The sequence below is a fragment of the Arthrospiribacter ruber genome (genome assembly GCF_019343195.1).
GTDB lineage: Bacteria > Bacteroidota > Bacteroidia > Cytophagales > Cyclobacteriaceae > Arthrospiribacter > Arthrospiribacter ruber.
This window is the reverse complement of sequence record NZ_RPHB01000001.1, coordinates 596,804-618,350: the sequence shown is the minus strand read 5'-3', so window position 1 is coordinate 618,350 and position 21,547 is coordinate 596,804. Positions and strand designations below refer to the sequence as shown.

At 41.1% G+C, this 21,547-nt stretch carries 19 protein-coding genes and 1 pseudogene; 10 read left to right on the top strand and 10 right to left on the bottom strand.

The genetic code is table 11. From position 1 onward, the window contains the following. Positions 1-7: 7 nt before the first annotated feature. Together EGN73_RS02440 and EGN73_RS02435 are read left to right on the top strand one after the other, a co-directional pair. A complete protein-coding gene (locus EGN73_RS02440) occupies positions 8-1,741 on the top strand; it encodes a phospho-sugar mutase (protein ID WP_219286756.1) in 1,734 nt (577 codons plus the stop codon). A gap of 182 nt (positions 1,742-1,923) precedes the next feature. After that, positions 1,924-2,493, top strand: a complete 570-nt coding sequence (locus EGN73_RS02435) for a hypothetical protein (RefSeq protein ID WP_219286755.1) — start codon at positions 1,924-1,926, stop codon at positions 2,491-2,493. 200 nt (positions 2,494-2,693) lie between these two features. On the opposite strand, the gene EGN73_RS02430 is transcribed toward EGN73_RS02435, so the two are convergent. Further along, positions 2,694-3,632 carry a succinylglutamate desuccinylase/aspartoacylase family protein gene (locus EGN73_RS02430; RefSeq protein ID WP_219286754.1) on the bottom strand — a complete coding sequence of 313 codons (939 nt, stop codon included), beginning with the start codon at positions 3,630-3,632 and terminating at the stop codon, positions 2,694-2,696. Positions 3,633-3,883: 251 nt separating this feature from the next. Here EGN73_RS02430 and murB point away from each other — a divergent pair, with 251 nt between their 5' ends. Beyond that, positions 3,884-4,897, top strand: coding sequence for a UDP-N-acetylmuramate dehydrogenase (gene murB, locus EGN73_RS02425; protein WP_219286753.1), 1,014 nt, complete (start codon positions 3,884-3,886; stop codon positions 4,895-4,897). On the opposite strand, the gene EGN73_RS02420 is transcribed toward murB, so the two are convergent. Further along, the gene (locus tag EGN73_RS02420) at positions 4,894-5,376 is read right to left on the bottom strand and encodes a deoxycytidylate deaminase (protein ID WP_219286752.1); all 483 of its coding nucleotides are present in this window, start codon (positions 5,374-5,376) and stop codon (positions 4,894-4,896) included. The genes murB and EGN73_RS02420 overlap by 4 nt on opposite strands. A 160-nt stretch (positions 5,377-5,536) precedes the next feature. Between EGN73_RS02420 and EGN73_RS02415 the strand changes: the two genes are divergently transcribed. From EGN73_RS02415 to EGN73_RS02400, 4 genes are all read left to right on the top strand, one after another. Next, entirely contained in the window at positions 5,537-5,818 is a 282-nt protein-coding gene (locus EGN73_RS02415; RefSeq protein ID WP_219286750.1) for a DUF202 domain-containing protein, read from the top strand. Positions 5,819-5,891: 73 nt separating this feature from the next. Next, positions 5,892-6,869 (top strand): TerC family protein, encoded by a 978-nt coding sequence (locus EGN73_RS02410; protein WP_219286749.1) that lies wholly within the window; start codon positions 5,892-5,894, stop codon positions 6,867-6,869. Positions 6,870-7,099: 230 nt separating this feature from the next. Next, positions 7,100-7,309, top strand: coding sequence for a hypothetical protein (locus EGN73_RS02405; protein ID WP_219286748.1), 210 nt, complete (start codon positions 7,100-7,102; stop codon positions 7,307-7,309). A 62-nt stretch (positions 7,310-7,371) separates the two neighbouring features. Then, the gene (locus EGN73_RS02400; protein WP_219286746.1) at positions 7,372-8,283 is read left to right on the top strand and encodes a Ppx/GppA phosphatase family protein; all 912 of its coding nucleotides are present in this window, start codon (positions 7,372-7,374) and stop codon (positions 8,281-8,283) included. 26 nt (positions 8,284-8,309) lie between these two features. Here the strand turns inward: EGN73_RS02400 and ppk1 are convergent, their stop codons facing one another. Together ppk1 and gyrB are read right to left on the bottom strand one after the other, a co-directional pair. After that, positions 8,310-10,430, bottom strand: a complete 2,121-nt coding sequence (ppk1, locus tag EGN73_RS02395) for a polyphosphate kinase 1 (RefSeq protein WP_219286744.1) — start codon at positions 10,428-10,430, stop codon at positions 8,310-8,312. 125 nt (positions 10,431-10,555) lie between these two features. After that, positions 10,556-12,511, bottom strand: coding sequence for a DNA topoisomerase (ATP-hydrolyzing) subunit B (gene gyrB / locus EGN73_RS02390; protein WP_219286742.1), 1,956 nt, complete (start codon positions 12,509-12,511; stop codon positions 10,556-10,558). Between the two features lie 1,120 nt (positions 12,512-13,631). Between gyrB and EGN73_RS02385 the strand changes: the two are divergent. Then, positions 13,632-13,895 (top strand): annotated as a pseudogene (locus tag EGN73_RS02385) (bacteriorhodopsin); the annotation flags it as partial. An 80-nt stretch (positions 13,896-13,975) separates the two neighbouring features. Here the strand turns inward: EGN73_RS02385 and EGN73_RS02380 are convergent. The 3 genes from EGN73_RS02380 to glsA are packed head-to-tail and all read right to left on the bottom strand — an operon-like array spanning position 13,976 to position 16,143. Then, complete coding sequence (locus EGN73_RS02380; protein ID WP_219286740.1) at positions 13,976-14,341, bottom strand: CoA-binding protein; 366 nt, start codon at positions 14,339-14,341, stop codon at positions 13,976-13,978. Positions 14,342-14,351: 10 nt separating this feature from the next. Continuing rightward, the gene (gene glsB, locus EGN73_RS02375; RefSeq protein ID WP_219286738.1) at positions 14,352-15,305 is read right to left on the bottom strand and encodes a glycine N(alpha)-acyltransferase GlsB; all 954 of its coding nucleotides are present in this window, start codon (positions 15,303-15,305) and stop codon (positions 14,352-14,354) included. Positions 15,306-15,315: 10 nt separating this feature from the next. Continuing rightward, on the bottom strand, positions 15,316-16,143 hold the full coding sequence (gene glsA, locus EGN73_RS02370) for a lyso-glycine lipid O-acyltransferase GlsA (protein ID WP_343207070.1): 828 nt from the start codon (positions 16,141-16,143) through the stop codon (positions 15,316-15,318). Positions 16,144-16,353: 210 nt separating this feature from the next. Here glsA and EGN73_RS02365 point away from each other — a divergent pair, with 210 nt between their 5' ends. Continuing rightward, positions 16,354-17,187: an SDR family NAD(P)-dependent oxidoreductase gene (locus tag EGN73_RS02365; protein WP_219286736.1), complete on the top strand. Its 834-nt coding sequence runs from the start codon at positions 16,354-16,356 to the stop codon at positions 17,185-17,187. A 3-nt stretch (positions 17,188-17,190) separates the two neighbouring features. Here the strand turns inward: EGN73_RS02365 and EGN73_RS02360 are convergent, their stop codons facing one another. After that, entirely contained in the window at positions 17,191-17,874 is a 684-nt protein-coding gene (locus EGN73_RS02360) for a hypothetical protein (RefSeq protein ID WP_219286735.1), read from the bottom strand. 410 nt (positions 17,875-18,284) lie between these two features. Between EGN73_RS02360 and EGN73_RS02355 the strand changes: the two genes are divergently transcribed. Continuing rightward, positions 18,285-19,181 (top strand): class I SAM-dependent methyltransferase, encoded by an 897-nt coding sequence (locus EGN73_RS02355; RefSeq protein WP_219286734.1) that lies wholly within the window; start codon positions 18,285-18,287, stop codon positions 19,179-19,181. A 515-nt stretch (positions 19,182-19,696) separates the two neighbouring features. Here the strand turns inward: EGN73_RS02355 and EGN73_RS02350 are convergent. Together EGN73_RS02350 and EGN73_RS02345 are read right to left on the bottom strand one after the other, a co-directional pair. Beyond that, positions 19,697-20,644 (bottom strand): IS3 family transposase, encoded by a 948-nt coding sequence (locus EGN73_RS02350; protein ID WP_219286733.1) that lies wholly within the window; start codon positions 20,642-20,644, stop codon positions 19,697-19,699. Then, positions 20,644-21,039, bottom strand: a complete 396-nt coding sequence (locus EGN73_RS02345; protein ID WP_219286731.1) for a transposase — start codon at positions 21,037-21,039, stop codon at positions 20,644-20,646. The genes EGN73_RS02350 and EGN73_RS02345 overlap by 1 nt, the downstream gene beginning before the upstream one ends. Positions 21,040-21,547 lie beyond the last annotated feature (508 nt).

Below are 21,547 nucleotides of genomic sequence, written 5' to 3'. Positions count from 1 at the left end.
TTAAAACATGACAACAGTAGATCCAATCATTCTGGCCAAAGCTGAAAACTGGCTAAATAGCAACATTGATTTGAAAAGTAAAGAAGAAATCCGGGCGCTTCTCCTTGCTGAGGACAAGACCGAGCTGATAGATTCATTTTATAGGGATTTGGAGTTTGGTACGGGAGGGCTTCGTGGAATAATGGGTGTAGGATCCAACAGGATGAACGTCTACACCATAGGCATGGCCACTCAAGGCCTGGCCAATTACTTATTGAAGTGTTTTCCGGGAGAAGACATCTCCGTGGCCATCACCCATGACTGCCGGATCAACAATACACTTTTCGCGGATACTACGGCCAATGTTTTTTCTGCCAATGGCATACGAGTGAAGTATTTCAGAGAATTGAGGCCCACACCCATGCTTTCATTTGCGATCAGGCATTTTGGCTGCAAAAGCGGGGTAATGGTAACAGCTTCCCATAATCCAAAAGAATACAATGGCTATAAGGCCTATTGGGAAGACGGAGGTCAGGTAGTGGCGCCTCATGACACCAATATCATCAATGAAGTTCAAAAAATAACCTCCGTGGATGATGTCAAATGGGAAAGAAATGAGGCCTTAATAGAGTTTATTGAAGAGGATTTTGATTTGATCTATCTCAATCTGGTCAAGAAACTTAGTCTATCTCCAAATGAAATTATGGTTCAAAAGGACATGCCTGTAGTGTTTTCGCCTATTCATGGAGCTTCTGGAAAGATGGTTCCTGCTGCACTGAAGGTTTTTGGCTTTGAAAACATACATATTGTCAAAGAACAGGAACATCCTGATGGCAATTTCCCAACAGTGATTTACCCTAATCCGGAAGAAGCTGAAGCCCTCGATATGTCTTTGGAACTGGGTAAAAAAGTGAATGCAGAATTGGTACTTGCCTGTGATCCTGACGGAGACAGGTATGCTGCCTGCGTTCCCGACGGAAAAGGTGGCTTTGAGTTGCTCAACGGCAACCAAACCGGAGCTTTGCTCACTTATTACTTGTTGAGCAAATGGAGGGAATATGGCAGATTGACCGGAGAAGAATTTATGGTCAATACCATCGTTACCACCGAATTGATCGATGAGATCTGTAAGGGCTTTGGAGTCACCTGCTATTCTGTGCTGACCGGATTTAAAAATATTGCCAACGTAATTTTGGGTCTTGAGGGCAAGAAACAGTTTATCGGTGGCGGTGAAGAAAGTTACGGTTATCTCGTGGGTGATTTTGTCAGAGACAAAGACGGGGTATCGGCCTGTGCTATGGTAGCGGAGCTGGTTGCTTATTACAAAACCAAAGGCAAAAGCGTACAGGATGTCCTTGCTGAAATATACATGCAGTACGGTTTTTACAAAGAGTCATTGATCTCTGTCACTAAGAAAGGAAAAGATGGTGCTGAGCAGATCCAGGCTTTGATGGCTGGATTCCGGGCCAACAAGCCTTCTGAAATGAACGGCATCAAGGTCGTGAAGATCGTGGATGTGAAAGAAAGTAAAGTCTATGATATACTAAATGGTACAGAAACACCTTTGGAACTTGAGAAGTCAAATGTAATTCAGTTCTACCTCGAAGATGGTAGTAAAATTTCTGCCAGACCATCGGGAACCGAACCAAAGATCAAGTATTATTTCTCAGTCAATGAACCTTTGCCGAATGCAGAGGCCTACGGGAAGGTATCTGAAAACTTAGATAGAAAAATTTTGGGACTTAAAGCTTATTTTGCTTAAGTGTTAGGATAGTCGTGAAAATTAGCTTTTAAAAAGGCTGTAAGCACAGATTTGGCTTACAGCCTTTTTTTTATATGCTGCAATGCGCTTTAAATTCCAATATTCCTTTATTTTTGAGCCAGAAAGTGAAACAAAGTATCTCCCGAAAAGCGTCTAATTGACGGCAACAAATCAACTGAACTATGAAAGTGCTATTCAAAATAATGCTCCTGACAGCATGTATTGCAGTATTCTCTTCCTGCGACCGGGAACCACCCAGACCGGATTACTATTACAGGTTCAAAGTCAACGGAGTACAGAAAGAGTTCAAAGCCAACACGGATTCAGGAATCCTTTTTTTGGAAGACCCAAATGAGGTCAATAGGTACATGCTTTTCAATATGACTACCGGGAGAGACAATGAAAAAAACTCCTTGTTTATCAGCTTGAGGACATTGGAATCCATCACTGTTGGTACAAGATATGAGATGCAGTTGGGAATCAATGTCAACAACAATATTGTCCCAAGGATTACGGTATTGTATTTTGATGAAAATGGAGACCAGTTTATTGCTGACCTTTTGCAAAGAGATAATCCAGGCGCAAAAGACGATGCTTGGGTAATATTTGACGAATTGGTGCAGGAAGGCAGTTATGGGAGGTTTGAAGCCACTATATTTTCCGTAGATGATGACGGGGATTTGGCTGCCAGACAAGAAATAAAAATAACAGATGGTGAATTTTTTATACCAAACTTCATCTCCTTAAGATAAAAGAGGCTGTATCATAAATTGATCTTCAGATTTATTAACCAAACAAAATTCTGTTTAAGAATCAATTTCTTTGTGACTTAGTGGCTTTGTGGTTTAAAATGCCACGAAGGCTCTAAGACACAAAGTTTCACTGATTACAAACCAAATAAAATTTTGGTAATTTTTTAAAGCATTGACGTATGAGACAGCCTCTTTTTTATTCAGTGCCTCCCAATATGCACCAATGCATCGCCTGCATTGACTACGGGATTGTTGTTCAGTCCGATCACATGACCATTGTAAGTGGCCTTCACGGGTACTTTGACCTGCCCATAAGGATCAGAAATTTTGGCCAGCATTTGTCCCTTTTTCACTTCATCTCCCAACTTGATGGAGGAATTGAAAATTCCTGAAACTTTTGCCCTGGACCATGAACTTTCAGTCAACATTACTGTATTTTTCCGGACGGAAGCTTCCTCTATCATTCCAAGATATTGCAACATCCTTCTGGTGCCTGCTATGGCTTCTTCCACTGCATAATCATCCAGGCGCATGGACTCTCCCCCTTCGTAGACAAGGATGTGCTTTTTCCTTTTATAGGCTTCCTTTCTGAAGGATTTGTCAATATGGGGCGAATTTAAAAGAAAGTGCGTACCAAAGGCTTTGGCGAGTTCCACTCCCTTTTTATCTCTGTAATCCACCCTTATCTGGGGATAATTGGAAAGCATCCGCCCGCCTGTATGAAAATCAATGCCATAATCAATTAAAGGAATGATTTCATTGCTGAGAATAAATGCAATTTGGGAAGCCAAAGAGCCCTTTTTACTGCCGGGAAAGCTTCTATTAAGGTCTCTTCCATCGGGAAATGTCCTGCTGTTGCTCAAAAAACCATACACATTGACCAAAGGCATAAAAATCAGGGTACCTTTTGTAGGCTGCAATTCTTCTTCGTCGAGCATTTTACGCACAGCTATAATGCCATTGATTTCATCCCCATGGACTCCACCTGATATCAGGACTACCGGACCATCTTCCTTAGCTCTTTTAATAAATACAGGCAGATCAATCAAAGTATGGGTGGGCAGCCTGGCAATGGCAATGTCAATATTTAAGGTCTGACCAGGACGGACTTTGATTCCGTTGATTACAATTTCTCTCATAGGGTTCTATTTCACTTTTGCGGGAAAATCGGGTATGGTTCCGGTAAAAGATTCAGATACAACAGATTTGATCTCCGCTTGACTTTTGGGCAATTGTTTTCAAATATAATAAAGCTGGTGGAATGCACTCCCACTCCTGAAAGGAGATCTGCTTTCTGCACTTAAATTTTCTTTTTGCCTCCCCTTATCCAAGGCCAATTTACTTTCAATTTGGTTGAATTCTTGCTTAATTCGCAATACATTTTAGCCTTATGGAATTCCAAAGAAACGTTTCTTTATTGCCTTTCAATACTTTTGGCATTGACAGATCAGCCAAATTTTTCACGACGGTCCAAAGTGAATCGGATGTAGTAGCGGCACTAAAAAAAGCCCAGTCCGAAGATGTTCCGGTAATTGTACTGGGTGGAGGCAGCAACATTCTTCTTACCCGAGACCTGGATGCCCTGATACTCAAAATTGAAATTGAGGGCATAGAGAAAATCAAAGAAGACGAAAACCATGTATGGATAGAAGTAGGCGCAGGAGTCAACTGGCATCATTTTGTGATTGTTTGTATTGAAAAGAATTGGGCGGGAGTGGAGAATTTGTCACTCATTCCCGGAACTGTAGGGGCTTCACCTATGCAGAATATCGGAGCCTATGGTATAGAGATCAAGGAAGTCTTTGATCACCTTACGGCTGTAAACAGGGATACTTTGGATATCGAAAAATTTAATTGGACACAATGTGAATTTGGCTACAGGGAAAGTGTTTTTAAAAATAAACTCAAAGATAAGTACATCATCACCAAGGTCTGTTTCAAGCTCAATAAAAACCCGGTATACCATACCGAATATGGAGCAATAAAAGACACCCTTCAGGAAATGGGGATAGAAGAACTGAACATCAAAGCCATCTCCGATGCGGTCATCCAAATCCGTCAGTCCAAGCTTCCGGATCCAAAAGAAATAGGGAATGCCGGCAGCTTTTTCAAAAACCCCAGCATAAGCAAATCAGAATTTGAAAGATTGCAGAAAGAATTCCCAAATATTCCCGGCTATCCCTTACCGGAAGGAGTCAAGGTACCTGCTGCCTGGCTTATCGAGCAATCAGGATGGAAAGGGAAAAGGCTTGGACAGATTGGTGTACATCAGAAGCAACCACTTGTACTGGTCAATTACGGGGGAGGCGACGGGGCAGAGATCGTAGACCTGAGCAAGCAGATACAGGTATCCGTACTGGAAAAATTCGGAATCCATCTCTCACCGGAAGTGAATTTCCTTTAGATCAAGGGATCTTCAAACTGTATTTCCTTCTGGTATTGGGTCACGGACACGCCGAATTTTTTTAAAAATTCCAAACCTTCATCAAAAGGCAAACCTTTATATTCTGCGTAAGAGTACATGTATACCACCTTTTGGATTCCCATGGAGAATATAATCCGGGCACAGGCAAGACAAGGAGCTAAAGTCACATAAAGTGTGGATCCTTCTACCGAGGTATTGTTTTTGACTGCATAAAGAATAGCATTTTGCTCGGCGTGCAGGGCAAGCGTACAGCTTCCCTTACTGTCCCTGGCACAACCATGCTCGGGAAATTCTTCATCACAATTGTGTGTACCGGCAGGAGGTCCGTTATAGCCAATGGAAATGATCCTGGTTTCTTTGGTCAGTACTGCCCCTACATGCTTTTTGATGCAATGGGATCTTTTGGCAAGATTCACTGCCAATTCCATAAAAATATCGTCAAAATTAGGTCTATTCATTTCTTTGAGAGTTCTTTAGCAGAAAAAGCCTACATCTCTGCGGCTTCAAAAGTAAGGAAACCATGAAACTAATGGCAGCATTATAAAAAATTTATCTTTTCCATTTTGCCACGCATATTCCTAAATTGCGTGGGATTGATGGAACCTAAGTAAATGAAAAATGGAAAAAGAAAATCTATCGGACAGTGATTTGATCGTCAGGGATTATCTGGCCAGGCAAAGAACCAACCTTGCCAATGACAGGACACTGCTATCCTACATCCGAACATCTCTTTACTTTCTGGTCAGTGGTACAGCTTTGATGGAAGTGAATGCCTTGGAACACATCAGTGATCTGGGATACCTGGCATTTGCCCTTTCCCTAGGAATGCTTTTATTGGGTTTTATCAATTACTTTAGGGTAAAGCGCAAACTTAAAAAACACTACTACCAAAAAATGTAGGCTTTCTCAGAAGAAAAATCTTTTAATCAGACTTACTTTCGCAATCTTTGCAAAAAAATAACCCCAAGTCTCTGTGCTGCTTGAACCTTATGTCATTGTCATATTTGCCGTTCTGATAATTGGCTTGCTGTGTTTGGATTTGTTTGTATTCAATAAGACAGACCATAAAGTAAGCAATAAAGAAGCTTTAAACTGGTCCATTCTTTGGATTGGAGTCGGTCTATTATTTGGGGCTTATATTTATCTTGATTTTGGTACTGAATTGGCCTCGCAATACTACTCGGCATTTCTGATTGAAAAAGCCCTCAGTGTGGACAATCTTTTCGTCTTTATCCTGATTTTTAGGTACTTCAAAGTTCCAGACAAATACCAACACAAAGTTTTATTTTACGGAATACTAGGTGCAATTATTTTGCGCGCAATATTTATTTTCTCAGGTGTTGCCATCATCAACCGCACTTATCTTCCTGAGTTTGAATTATTGGGAAGGATTTTTCACGTCAACATTGTCCTGACGCTTTTTGGTATTTTCCTGATTATTGCCGGTTTCAAATCTTTTCAGAACAGAGGAGAGGAAGAGGAAAACAAGGACTTTTCAAAGTCTTTGGGTACGCAATTGATCCATAAGCTATTCAGGGTAGACCCAAAATACCACGAGGGAAAGTTTTTTGTCAACATCAAGGGAAAGAGATTTGCGACGCAACTCCTTGTAGTTGTAGCTGTGGTAGAATTCACGGATCTGCTTTTTGCTGTGGACTCCATTCCTGCGATTTTTGCCATTTCCCAAGATCCCCTTATCCTGTACACTTCCAACATTTTCGCCATTTTAGGATTAAGGGCACTTTATTTTCTCCTTGCCAATAGCTTTGAGATGTTTCATTATTTACAGCACGGACTGTCATTTATCCTCGCATTTATTGGGTTAAAAATGATCCTCTCAGCCACTTACCACCTGCCCTCTCAGGTCTCTCTGGGGGTGGTATTTTTCATTTTGACCATAAGTGTATTGGTCTCTATAAGAAGGTACAGGCAGGATCAGACTGTTGGTTGATTTTTTTGGTCAAATAATTGATATTGAAAGTTTTTATGTATTTCCAGCAATTAGACCAGTAAGCAATTTAAAGTGGCTCTTGATTCAAACAGATATTTGTAGATATTTGATCCGCCATAGCGGACAAGTTATTTATTGATAATGGCTTGAAATCTTTGGCTTATTCAATGATTAGGATTTTACTGGTAAGAAAGCGAACAAACATATTATTTTCTTCCTCCAACACAATTATGAAAACAATTGGAATTATTTTGCTGCTCTGCGGCCTGGTCATGATTTTTATTCCTGGCATCAGTTTCAAGACTTCCGAAAGCCTTATAGATGCAGGCCCTATTCAGGTAAACAAAAAGAAGAACCACCAAATTGAGTGGCCTGATTATGCCGGTGTTCTTGCCATCACTTCCGGAATAATACTGATTCTTGTTTCCAAGAAAAAGTAACAAATCCATTTTTTTGCGAAGCCTAAGCCTTATTTTAGCATATCACTAAATACTATTTTGATTTGAGACTTGCGGCAGTAGATATAGGTTCCAACGCCATCCGGCTACAGATAACCCAAATCAGCACTTACGAAGGAGAGACCAATTTCAAAAAGCTGGAATACCTTCGGTTCCCCCTTCGATTGGGAATGGATGTATTTCATGAACAAAAAATCTCTGATAAAAACCGTAGAAAATTCGTCAAACTGATGAGGGCCTTCAAGTTGTTGATTGACCTATATGAGGTTGATGATTACATGGTCTGCGCCACTTCCGCAATGAGGGAATCCATCAATGGAAAAGAGATAGTTGAAGAAGTGAAAGAGGATGTAGGATTGAAAATCAATATCATTGATGGCAATCATGAGGCTGAACTGATCAATATGGCATTAGGAGCACATATAGACCATAAGGCATATCTTCACATCGATGTTGGCGGGGGAAGTACTGAACTGAACATCTATAAAAACCAGCAAAAAATTGCTTCAAAATCTTTTAAAATCGGTTCAGTAAGAGCTTTGGAAGACAAAGTCCCTCTTTCGGTATGGAAAAGTATGGGGAATTTTATTGGAGATAATGTCAGCATAAAAGATAAAATCACCTGTATAGGCACAGGAGGTAACATCAATAAGATCTTTGAACTGGCCACTCCCAGAAAAGGAAAAACTTTTATCAGCATTGACAAAATCAGAGAAATACAGGCCTATCTGGAATCCATGTCTTTTGAGGAGAGGGTGTATAAGGTAAACCTCAACCATGACCGGGCAGATGTCATTATTCCTGCCGCCAAAATTTACCTGGCAGCGATGGATGCAGCCTCCTCCAAGAAAATGCTGATTCCTGATGTAGGCCTCAAAGACGGATTGATGCAGGTGCTTTACAAAAAGAATAAAAACAAGAAAGCACATAAACAGCAAGGTCTTGATTTGAAGTAAAAATCAAGATGATTATATGTCTTCCATCATACCAGCTTGACTTTCAGCACATCTTCAATCTTTACATTGAAAAACTCCTTGTGAACGTTGAACTCGTCCTCATCTGCCTGAGGCATTTTACGCACATAGGAACCATCTTCCAGCATCCTGTAGGCATTGACATTGTCTTTCAGGTTGAAGTACAAGATGTTCATCAATTGCTTTTCCAGTAAATTGTCCTGAACACGGAAGAGAGATTCCAGCCTCTTGTCAAAACTCCTCACCATCATGTCAGCAGACCCTGCATAAGTCCTGGTATCTCCATTATTGTGGAAATGGTAAATCCTGGAATGCTCCAAAAAGTCCCCCACTATGGAAATGACTTCAATATTCTCACTCAAGCCTATTCTTCCAGGTCTGAGACAGCAGATACCTCTGACGATCAGCTTGACCGGCACGCCGGATTGGGAGGCACGGTAAAGCGCATAAATGATCTCTGAATCCTCTAAAGAATTGACCTTGATCACGATCCCTGATGGGAGTCCATTTCTTGCATTTTCCGCCTCTTGTTCTATAAAAGAAATCAATTGATTTCTCATGTCTCTTGGTGCTGTAATCAGGTTTTGGTAGGTACTCGGCATGGAATGCCCAGTGATTACATTGAAAAACTCAGACACGTCATTGGCCAAGGTTTCGTCTGTAGTCAGCAAACCAATGTCAGTATAGAGCCTAGCAGTATCCTCATTGTAGTTACCGGAACCTAAATGTACAAAGCGGGTTACTTTGTTGTCATCCTTTTTGACAATAAGCATCAGCTTGGTGTGTGTCTTGAGGTTACTGATCCCGTAGATCACAAAACATCCCGCTTTTTGAAGCTTCTTCGCTTCACGGATATTGTTTTCTTCATCGAATCTGGCCTTTACTTCGAACAATACCGACACGTGCTTTCCATTTTCGGCTGCCCTTAGCAAAGTCTTGGTGATCCTGGAATCCTTGGCCAGTCGGTAAATGGTCATTTTGATCGCCATGACATTGGGATCATCTGCAGCCTTATCCAGGAGATCCAGAATAGGATCAATATTGTTATATGGATGATGGAGTAAAATATCACGTCCTTTTAGCACCTGAAATACATCATCAGTACCTTCTTGGGGATAAGAAATCGGTGGTACCGGATTGGGAACCTGTGGCATCTTATCCTTGAATCTCCTATTGCCCACCACCTGCCAAAGTCCAGTAAAATCCAGCATACTGGATCTCTCCACTTTGAAAATACTGTCATCCTGAATGTTCCAGCGCTCTTTCAGCAAGCTGATCATCCATTTGCTATAGCCTTCTTCAACTTCTATTCTGACAACCCGCCCTGTTTTCCTTTCATTGAGCTTTCTTTTTACCTCTTCAAGAAAATTCGCATCCATATCCTCACTTTCTTCCAGCGTAAAATCGCCGTTTCTTGTGATCCTGAAAAGGTTGACAGATTCAATGTTGACATTTCTGAAAAGGGAAACCAAATGTTCCCTGATGACTTCTTCAATAGGAATGTAGACCACGAGATCTTCTCTCTCTATTTCAAAAAATCGCGGGATATTGGCAGGAATCTGTACGAAAGACAACTTCCTGTTTTCCTTTTTATCTCCAGGTGCCAAAGTGACCACCCCAAAAATCAGCAGCTTATTCATCAAAATAGGGAAAGTCCTATACCCATCAAATACCATTGGGGTGAGCATAGGATAAACCGCCTTGTTGAAGTAGGACTTAATATAATCTTGTTCTTCCGGTTCCAGATTTTTGACATTGCTGAGAATAAAACCGCTTTCGTGCATCTCCGGCAACAGATTTTTGACAAAATGCTCCTGTTGTCTTTTGTGAAATGCCTGGCATTCCAAAAGCAGTTTCATTTTGAAAGGATCTTCTCGCAAGCCGGAGTAGTCTACCCGCTCTTTGTCATAGTCCAGGTAATTGTAGAGAGACCCTACACGGATCATAAAAAATTCATCCAAATTGGAGGCGGTGATTGCCAAAAACTTCAGCCTTTCCAGAATGGATCGGCTTTCTTTTTTGGACTGATCAAAAACCCTGTCATTGAATTTGACCCAGCTAAGGTCACGGCTGACCAAGTCAGAACTTTCAATTATACTTTCAAATTTATCTTTGGCTGCTACTTTCATTTTGCAAATCGGTCTAATACAAAGCTAACATTCTATAAATACGTTTTGAACGGGGGGAGTTTAAAAATTTATTAAAAAATAAAAAAAGGGGCCTCAGCCCCTTTAAAATTATGTTGATTTGCCTATCATGTATCAATTTTTGCATATTTGGCATTCCTCTCGATGAAATCCCTTCTTGGTGGAACTTCATCACCCATCAACATGGAGAAAAGGTGATCCGCCTCTGCGGCAGACTCAATGGTAACCTGCTTCAAGGTCCTGGTATTCGGATCCATCGTAGTGGTCCAAAGTTGCTCGGGGTTCATTTCTCCAAGACCTTTGTACCTTTGCAAGTTGATGCTGTCTTCTTTCCCCTCTCCTACCATCTCTCTGGTGAGTCTTTTTCTTTCATCCTCATCATAAGCATAGCGCTCATCCTTACCTTTTTTGAGCAAGTAAAGTGGTGGCTGCGCGATGTAAACATAACCGTTTTCGATGAGGGACCTCAAATACCTGAAAAACAAAGTCAGGATCAAAGTTCTGATGTGGGAGCCATCAATATCAGCATCCGTCATGATAATGATTTTGTGGTATCTCAGGGAGCTCAGGTCAAGTTCACGGTCTCCATTGACCGTACCGAATTTCACGCCAAGAGCGGTAAGGATATTTTTGATCTCATCATTATCATATATTTTATGCTCATGTGCCTTTTCTACATTCAGGATCTTTCCTTTAAGAGGTAGAATGGCCTGAAAATCCCTGTCCCTACCTTGCTTGGCAGAACCACCCGCAGAGTCACCCTCCACCAGATAAAGTTCACAAACAGTAGGATCAGAATTGGCACAATCGGCAAGCTTACCTGGAAGTCCTCCCCCTCCAAGTACATTTTTACGCTGCACCATTTCCCTTGCTTTTCGCGCGGCATGACGTGCTTGGGCTGCCAAAATCACCTTTCCGACGATTATCTTGGACTCTTTTGGATGCTCTTCCAACCAGCTTTGTAAAGTTTCTGAAACAGCCGCATTTACAGCGCCGGACACTTCAGAGTTACCCAATTTTGTTTTGGTCTGTCCTTCAAATTGAGGCTCAGCCACTTTCACTGAAATAACTGCGGTCAAACCTTCTCTAAAGTCATCCCCGGAGATGTCAAACTTAATTTTGTCCAACATTCCGGACTTGTCTGCATAGCTTTTCAGTGTCCTGGTCAAGGCCATTCTGAATCCGGACACGTGTGTACCGCCTTCATAAGTATTGATGGTATTGACATAAGAAACCACATTTTCCGAATAGGAAGAGTTGTAGCTCATGGCTACCTGTACAGGAACGTTGTTTTTCTCTCCCTCAATGTATATGGGCTGCTCAATGATTCTTTCTCTGGTTTCATCAAGATATTGGACAAACTCAGTAAGCCCCCCCTCTGAGTAAAACTCATCAGATCTGGGCTGTCCATCTTCCACTTCCCTGAGGTCGGTCAAGGTAATTCTGATACCCGCATTCAAGAAAGCCATTTCCCTTAATCTATTGGCAATGGTTTCGTATTTATACTCTGTGGCCTGAAAAATACTTGCATCAGGAGTGAAGTGGATAATTGTACCTCTTTTATCCGTCGTACCGATTTCCCTCACAGGATATTGAGGCACTCCTATTTTATATTCTTGTTCATAGATTTTTCCCTGTCTATGGACAGTAGCTTTAAGGTCGGTAGAAAGTGCATTCACACAGGAAACACCCACACCATGCAGACCACCGGATACCTTGTAGGTATCTTTATCAAACTTTCCTCCGGCGTGAAGTACAGTCATTACTACCTCAAGTGCGGATTTTTTCTCTTTGGGGTGCATATCGGTAGGAATTCCCCTACCATTATCTTCTACTGATACTGAGTTATCTTCATGCACCGTGACATGAATGGTATCGCAATGTCCGGCCAAGGCCTCATCAATCGAATTATCCACCACTTCCCAAATCAGGTGATGCAGACCTTTGATGCCTATATCTCCAATATACATGGCAGGCCTTTTTCTTACTGCCTCAAGACCTTCCAGAATCTGAATATTACCTGCTGAATAATCCTTTTGATTTTCTCCTTTGTTTTCGCTCATATTGTTTTCTAAAACGCTTTTTTTTTCTTCAAAAAAGAGGTGATATTTTGTTTCAATCAACCCGTAATATTACACAAAAAAAACGAGAGTACCCACCCGTTTTAAGGTCTTCGGAACGAATCTGTGAAGCTTTTGAATATTTCATATCCAGGGCGTGCTGAAAAACGCCAACTGGAGAATAAATGCTTTAAATTTTGATGAATACCCCGTTTGTCAAGTATTTTCTTTTTAAGCAGGTGCATGCTTATTCCATGATATAACTTGATTTCCGTGCACCTTAAAATTTCAAAATTCGAAATTTTAAGGCTAGTCTCAGGAATACCATCTTCTTCATTGGGCTCACTCGAAGTATAAGCATACATCTTCATTCGCCCGCTTTGAATCTGGCATACCTGAGACTTTTTCAGCAAGCCCTATCTACCGACGTACATTTAAGGAATACCAGGGAAGATTGGCTTTTTTAATCCATGTTTTGGTATTCATTGGATGTGTCATCCAAATAAATAGAAAAGCCACTGGCTTAAGTATATTTTTTCAAAATATTCATTTCTAACCAAATAATAATTTGAGTCAAGCATCCATCAGAAGCCCTGGAAAGTTTAAAAAATAATTGTGGCTAATAGAAAAGGGTAAATTCTATAAGAGTATATGCTTCATTGCACTTAGTCATTGATTATTTTGAATGAGTACTTTCTGCTAAATCTTTATCAAAATTTGATTATGAAGCTACTTTTTCTCCCGATTTTCGGGACAGGCTTTGATGAAAAAGTAGCCAAAAAATCAAGAATTTCGAATTCCCGAAAAAAATCGGGACAGGCTCTATCCACGCTCAAGGCCTGCGCTGGCCCGGTCGAAATTCATCCCACCCTCCAAAATCCTCATTTACTGATAATAGTAAAGTTGACGGCTTGGCACTTAAAGTTTAATATGCAAGGATCCGGACACTTATGTTCTCTATATACCAATTAATTACTGTTCAAATCTGTTTTTTTGTTGCATACATCTTTTTGTTTATTCTTTTGAATATTTCATTAAACAAAATTATTTCAATTTTCTTTTTACTCTGGAAATGCCCAAAATATTATTTCAAAAAATCACTCACATCTAAAATAAATTAACAATGAAAAGTATTTTAACAGCAGAATTAGTCGGCGTAGAAAGGATCGTCAACGGCGATCCTATTGCCATTACCTTCTTTCTTGGGTACATGGCCATGTTTGCTTCAGCGGTTTTCTTCTTTGCAGAAAGAAGTTCCGTAGACAGAAAATGGAAAGCTTCCTTACTGGTATCCGGACTGATTACCGGTATTGCGGCCGTACACTACTATTACATGCGGGACTTTTACATGATCACAGGAAGTTCTCCTACTTCCTTCAGGTTCGTCCTCTTGTTTTTTGTAATGGTCTCATTGATTTCCGCCCCACATATTTTTGTGATGCATCATTTCTTTGAGGCAGGGAGATCTCAAAATTGACCGGTACTCAACAGGACAAGGTTGCAGGCTACTGCGACTTCCACTCCCTGCTTTTTGGCGAGTTCAAAAAATTCGGGGTTTTCAGTCCCTGGATTAAAAACGATTCTTTGGGGATTTAGAGAAAGGATGTATTCGTACCATTCGGGCTGATTGTGGGGCCCAAGATACATGGTCACGGTGTGCACATCCGGAATATCAGGCTTTTGGCGCAGGTCAAGAATCTCCTCTCCATACAACTGTCCCTTTTTGATACCTACGGGCACAAATGGGATTTTTCTTTCTGAAAGCATTCCTGCCACTACATAGGCATATCGGGAAGGGTTTGGAGAAGCTCCAATGATCACGGTCTTTTTCATTGCAAAAATCTTATCTAGTTCCAAACCCCTTATCTCTTTCAAAGGTTTCGATGTGCCTGTGCTTTTTGCTGTCGTAGATGTCATCAATGGTGATCAGAATACCTGTTTCTTCCACTGCCCCAAACTCATCATTGAGCGCTGTGCCAAAAGTCTTCATGGTGGGTGAAAGGTTCATATAGGTATTGATCAAAGGCGGGATATTTTCACCATAAGCCCTGATTTTTGAATTCAGTATTTTATAACCCTCCTTATATGCTACGCCTGCAAACAGTTTTTCCAGATCACTCGTGTCATAATGGTAAGTCAACAAAAGTTGATCATGTGGCCTCACCAGGTTTTCTCTATCCGGAAAATAATGATGCATGAAGTACAGCAAGAGGTCCCTACCCTCCTTGTGAAAATGAGGATACATGGTCACTTTTCCGAAAAGATATTTGACGTCCGGATTGAGCATGACCACAGCGCCAAGCCCATCCCAGAGGTTATCCAGGGAAAAGAGCCCCTTCCTGTTGTCTATGCTGGGCTGGTATTTTGGCTGGACGAAAGACCTGCCCAATTCAATGGTATATGGGAGGTACTCGTTTTTGAAAGTTTCCGAAAATTTAAAAAGGTGGGCCGTAGATAGGTTATAATTGCCATGACTGTCTTTACCTGCATCTTTGCAATGGATCAGCCTGTACCCTGCCACGATCTCTTCATCTTCAGGATTCCAGGTGATCAGCTGCTGATAGCAATTTTCATCCGTATCATTGGCATCCAAATCCAGTGAAAGCCCTGTACCCCCACCTGCTGATCTGAAAGTCAGCTCCCTCAACCTTCCGATTTCTCTTACAGTGTTGGGAGCCTGATAGTAATCTACCAGATAGATGTGGTTATTGCCATTATTGGTATAGCGCAAAAACCTATCTGCCGTAAGCTCTTTTTTCAACAGGTCCTTGTCAATCGCAGGTATAATTGCTTGCATAAGATTATATTTAGGCCATTTGGTAAACCAGCTCTTTTACCTCTTCAGCCCATTCATTTTCCGTTTTCGATTTATCAAAATACTGGTAAGAAATTGGTTTTCCTATATGAATCACTACTTTTTTGCCTCTTTGGGAAAACATTTCATCAGCCAGGTACAACATTTCAATATTGGCTTTGATCCCCAACTGTTTACGAAACCTGGCCAGGTTGTAGAAAAAATCAGAGTTTTTTCCTTCGATGTATACCGGCACAATATCCTTCTTGTATCGCTTTGCTTTGGAAATAAAACTTTTCTTCCATTCCAGGTCTTTTACCCCTCCTGTCTGCTTCCTCGACACCAACCCAGCCGGGAAAACCAATACCGCATGCTCACCCGCATAAGTTTCCTCTATCAGTTTGCTTACTTCCCTGCTGTTGGCACCATGCTTATTGACAGGTACAAACATAGGTTCAAAATTCTTGATATTGGTAAGAATGTCATTGACCAGAAAACGAATGTCCTGCCTGTATTTTCCAAGGGCGTACATAAAAGCAATCCCGTCCATACCACCCAAAGGATGATTGGAGGCAAATATCACAGACCTATCCAATGGAATGTTTTCTTCACCCGTCAAGGTTACCTCCACTCCAAATTCGTCCACCAGCGCATTGACAAAATCCATTCCCTGGAGGTGGCCTATATTGGCCATCACCTGATTGATGTCCTTTTCGTGGACAATTCTTTTCAAATAAGATAGGACAAAGCCCGGCATCCATTTGTGAAGTCCCGGATTTTTGTCCTTAAGGACATTTTCTATATCAATAAATGGCTTCTCAGGCAATCGTGATTTTCCCACTTACTTGTTTTTGAGTTTCGTACAATACTTTGATTTTCAATACCCAAACAAAAGAATAGCACTATCTGAGTTTCTATTTTTTTGCAATTTTTGAAATATTATAGCTTCGAAAATACAAAAAAATACCCAAATGAGGCCAGTAAATATATTTTGCGAAATAAAACCTATCACAAGAAATAGAGTTGCTATGGTAAGACAAACCAAGCAATCATGAATTTAGCCATCACAGGTCCAACCTCCGGAATTGGGGAAATTACACTTCAAAAACTTATCCCTCACTTTGATAAAGTGTTTCTCCTGGCCAGAAACGCTGATAAAGCAGCAAAAACCATCCAATCACTTCCTGAGGACCAGCAAAGCAAAGCCGAATTTATCCATCTGGACTTGGCGTCAATGGATTCCGTAGTAAAGGCCGTCAAGGAAATACAGGAAAAGTCCAGCCAAATCGATGTGCTGATCAATAATGCAGGTGGTATATTCCACGAAAAAACTGTCACTGATGACGGTTTTGAACTGACATTTTCTGCCAATCACCTCGGACATTTTTTGTTGACCAACAAACTGATGCCCTGGATTTTAAAAGCCGAAAATCCCAAAATCATCAATGTAAGTTCAGAGGCGCACAATGCTGCCAATGTGAATTTCGAGGACCTCAATTATGAGAAAAAAAGCTACAGTGCCTTTACTTCCTATGCCAATGTCAAACTGTTCAATATCCTCTTCACTAAATCCCTTTATGAAAAATATGCTGAGCAGGGACTTCAGGCTTTTTCCCTCCATCCAGGAGTAGTCAAAACCAACTTTGCCAGTGAGGCGGGCGGGATATTCAAGGTCTTTTGGGTCTTGGCGAGACCATTTATGATTACCGCGGAACAGGGTGCTGAAACCAGCATTTTTCTGGCCAAAAACAATATCCCTTCCTCCCAAAACGGTTCTTATTTTAAAAAATCCAAGCCTGCCAAAGCTTCCAAAGCGGCAAACAGCAAAAGCATGCGGGAAAAATTATGGTACAACAGTGAAAAATTGCTTGCGAAGTGGCTATGAGGCTTAAGCTCCTTCAAAAATAAAGGCCAACACCTTTTTCATTCCTGCTGACTGCTCCGTTTTGATTTTGTTTTGTTTGATGTAATTGCGCACTGAACTGAATTTATTGCCTGAAATCTCCTTAATTCCGCTGTTGTTGCCTTTAAATTCTTTTGAAGAAAGACCATTTACTTTGTAAAAACGGGTATCTCCCCTGTAGTTTTCATATTGTGGTCCGGTATAGCCATCTTTGATTTGGGTGGGTTGCACCAGTACCTTTTTATGCAGGGCGATGTATTTGTCCCTACCATCTTCATAGAGGATCTCCACTACCCTTTCCTTGCCTTCCAAATAAACCAGCTTGAACAGTCTCGGATTTTCTTCCAATGTTTCCAACCATTCCCAATTTTTCAGCAAGAGAGGTTCATCTTCCATGTCCCCCGTCTGAATATAGATCTCATCCTTTTCAGGAAGGATATTGACAGGGATTTCCTCATAAATTTTGCCTGATTTCAGGGCGATTTTCGCTTTGGGAGCTTCCTCATACAGAAAAGGGGTTCCCTTGACGCCATCACTTTTTGGATTGAAACGGAAAGCCCTTCCCATATCCACGTCACTTTGTCTTATGGTATAAACGGATTGTCCAAAGGTTGGGAAATATAAAATTGCGAATAATCCCAACAGCATCACTTTCATCGATTCGCTCATTTTCTTATTTTTTTTATGAGTATCCGCATAATTGGACTTAGCCAATTATCGTTTTGAACTAGTTCTTACTGCTAAATTCTGATCAAAATTTGATTATGAAGCTACTTTTTCTCCCGATTTTCGGGACAGGCTTTGAAGAAAAAGTAGCCAAAAAATCAAGAATTTCGAATTCCCGAGAAAATCGGGACAGGCTCTATCCACGCTCAAGGCCTGCGCTGGCCCGGTCGAAATTCGTCCCACCCCCAAAGGTCTCAATATACAGTTAATAGTAGAGTTGAAGGTTTGGTTCTTAAGGTTCGACATGCAAAGATTCGGATAATCATGTTATTTTAAATCCGAATATAAGTTGCAAATAATTCCTTTAAAAATAAACCAAAAGGGACTCCAATAATAATTTTTACTTTTGTAGCATGAAGGAAACGATTTTGTCACTAAGCCCACAGCATTGGGAAGATTACGAACTGATAGATACCGGAGGTTTCGAAAAACTGGAGCGCTTTGGTCCATACATCCTCAGCCGCCCCGAACCCCAAGCCATCTGGGACAAAAGCATGTCTGAAAGTGAATGGAGAAAAATGGCCCATGCACACTTTGCCAAGGAGAAAAACAATCCTGAAAAAGGCCTATGGAAGGAACTGAAGAGGATTCCACACAACTGGCAGATCCAATATCAGGGATCGGACAAGCTCAAACTTAAGCTCAATCTGGCCATGACCTCATTCAAGCATATAGGCTTGTTTCCTGAGCAGGCTGTAAATTGGGACTATATAGGCGATACACTTGAAAAGTTGCCGGTCAAAAACCCGAAAGTCCTGAATCTTTTTGCCTATACCGGAGCCGCTTCTGTAGCCGCCAAAGCCTGTGGAGCGGATGTCACACACCTGGACTCGGTAAAGCAGGTAGTCACTTGGTCCAAGCACAATATGGAATCCTCAGGACAGGATGGAATCCGATGGATTGTAGATGACGCCATGAAGTTTATCAAAAGAGAAGTCAGGAGAGGAAACAAATACCATGGAATCATCCTGGATCCTCCAGCGTACGGTAGAGGTCCGGATGGGGAAAAGTGGATTTTGGAAGAGCAGATCAATGAAATGCTAAAGCTATGCGCGGAACTTTTGGAGCCTGATCATCATTTCCTGATCCTGAATATGTATTCCCTGAGCTTCAGCTCCATTATTGCTGCCAACTTGGTCAATTCCAACTTTAAGGAAGTGCATAATGCCGAACATGGTGAGCTGTATTTGGTAGACAGGTTCGACAAAAAACTGCCCCTGGGTATTTTCTTTAGGTTCAGGAAAATATAAAGCTTCGCTCCTGTTCAAAGAAGGCGGATGAGTGGGGAGTGAATAGTGATCAGTGAATAGTGAGGAGTGAATAGTGATTGGGTTTCGGTTCCTTTTGAAGGAATTACTAAATATCGAATATCGAACATTGAATATCGAATAATGAAGTAGGTCAGAATTTCGAACATTGAATATCGAACACTGAATAATGAAGTAAGGTCAGCCTTGGTTGACTGCGTGTTAAAGCCTGAAAGGCTGTCCTGTGATAGCCCAGACTAGAGTTCACGGAAGTCTGGGATTTAAAGACATACCCACCAACCATGAGGCCTGAAGGGCCGATCTTTATTTTTATACAAAGGCGCAGCCTTGTCTGCGAAATCAGCGAAATCTGCGGGGAAGAAGTTTAATTGTGTAATTGTTGAATTGATTAACTGATGAGGGTAGGTGGGTAAGGGTAAAATGAAAAGGATGAAGGATGATGGAGGAAGGATGAGGCCTGTTAGTTGTACTTCCCTAAATAGCGTTGACCGTTTGGTTCAACATTCATTAAGTAATTTCATCGGGCAATCATGAGCCAGAGGTTCTTCTCTTGGGCAAACTTCGTAGGGGCTCGACGCCCCTTCGAAGTTTTTCTTTCCTTCGGTATAAACAATCACCGTCGGTCTTTCTTGGGCAGATAAATGTACTAATTTTTGATAAAATCCCATAGGAGTAAATCTCATTTTGAAAGCTCTGTGTAGTCTTTTTGTGTTGTAGTGTTCAACTGCTTTTCCCACTTTTTTCTTCAGGTCTTTTAAGTCCTTAATCTGCCATCTTTTGAGGTATTCATTTTTAATAATTCCGTTGATTCGTTCAGCATAAGGATTTTCCCATGCAACTGTTCCCATACTGATGTGAATATGGTTTTCTTTTAGTAAACAAGTATATTCCTTACTACTATACTGGGATCCTCTGTCTGAATGATGGATCAAGCCCCAAGACCGGTAATTCATTATCTTGAGAGCCATTTTCATAGCCGCTGTATTTCCTTCTGTCCTCAGATGATCGTTGACTGCATATCCTACTACCAATCTGGTATAAACGTCAATGATAAACACCAAATAATAATGCTCACCGTTTAAGTGAAAATAGGTTATGTCGCTTTGGATTACCTGAAATGGTCTTTTTATTTCCATCCCCTCTATCAGGTTGGGATAAATATAAGCCCCGATATAAGTAGTTCTATGATAATTACTTACACGTTTGACTCCATAACCTAATTCCATGAAAATCTCACAGAACTGATCCCTTCCCATAAAGGATGGGCGCAATGTATAATACATCTTTTCAACCCCACAACCAGGGTGTTCTTCCTTGAGCTGATCAGCTAATACAACTAACTCTGAAAGCTCCTTATCAAAAGACTCCTGTCTTTTCTTAGCCTGATGAACGGCTTGCTTGCTCACCCCAACAGTCCGATAAAGTTCGCTAAGTGAATAGCTCATCATTTTTTGGTTGGATTGGAACCACCAGAGAGTGGGGTGTTGGAGTTTTTTTTAATATCAATCGAATAGTTCTCCTTGGCCAGATCAATCATCTTCTCTAGGTAATCAATCATGATCTGCTTCTGTCCAACTGCCCTTTCTAGCTCTTTAACTTTTTCTTCAAGTTCTTTAAGCTTATTAGTTTGACTATCCTTCATCTCAACTATCCTGATATTTTTTTCATTGTAGGTCGAATACTTGTAAATCCATCTGTAAATAAGAGCATTCCTAATACCATAAAAACGTTCTATCTGAACAACAGACATCACTCCTTTCTCATAATCATCAACCAATTTACGCTTAAATTCCTCAGAAAATCTTCTGTGGGAATTAATCCTTTTTCCTGTTTTTAACATCTAGTTTATGGGTTAAAAACGGTCAACCTATTTCAGGGAATGACAAGTGGAGACACTAACAGGGGCGTGAGATATAGAAAGGATGAGGGATGAGGGATGAATCCGACCGAGTCATCTGGGCGGAGTCGGGCAGAATATGGTGTGTTGGGCGGATTTTTGATTTTGGACGTTTTTTAATTTCGAATATCGAACATTGAATATCGAATGATGAAGTAGGTCAGAATTATTTGAAGGCAAATTTAAGCCTGAGTGGCTGTCCTGTGATAGCCCAGACTGGAGTTCACGGAAGTCTGGGATTTAAAGGCATACCCACCAACCATGAGGCCTGAAGGGCCGATCTTTATTGTTATACAAAGGCGCAGCCTTGTCTGCGGAATCAGCGAAATCTGCGGGGAAGAAGTTTAATTGTGGAATTGTTGAATTGATTAACTGATGAGGGTAGGTGGGTAAGGGTAAAATGAAAAGGATGAAGGATGAGGGAGGAAGGGTGAAGTGGGGAGTGAATAGT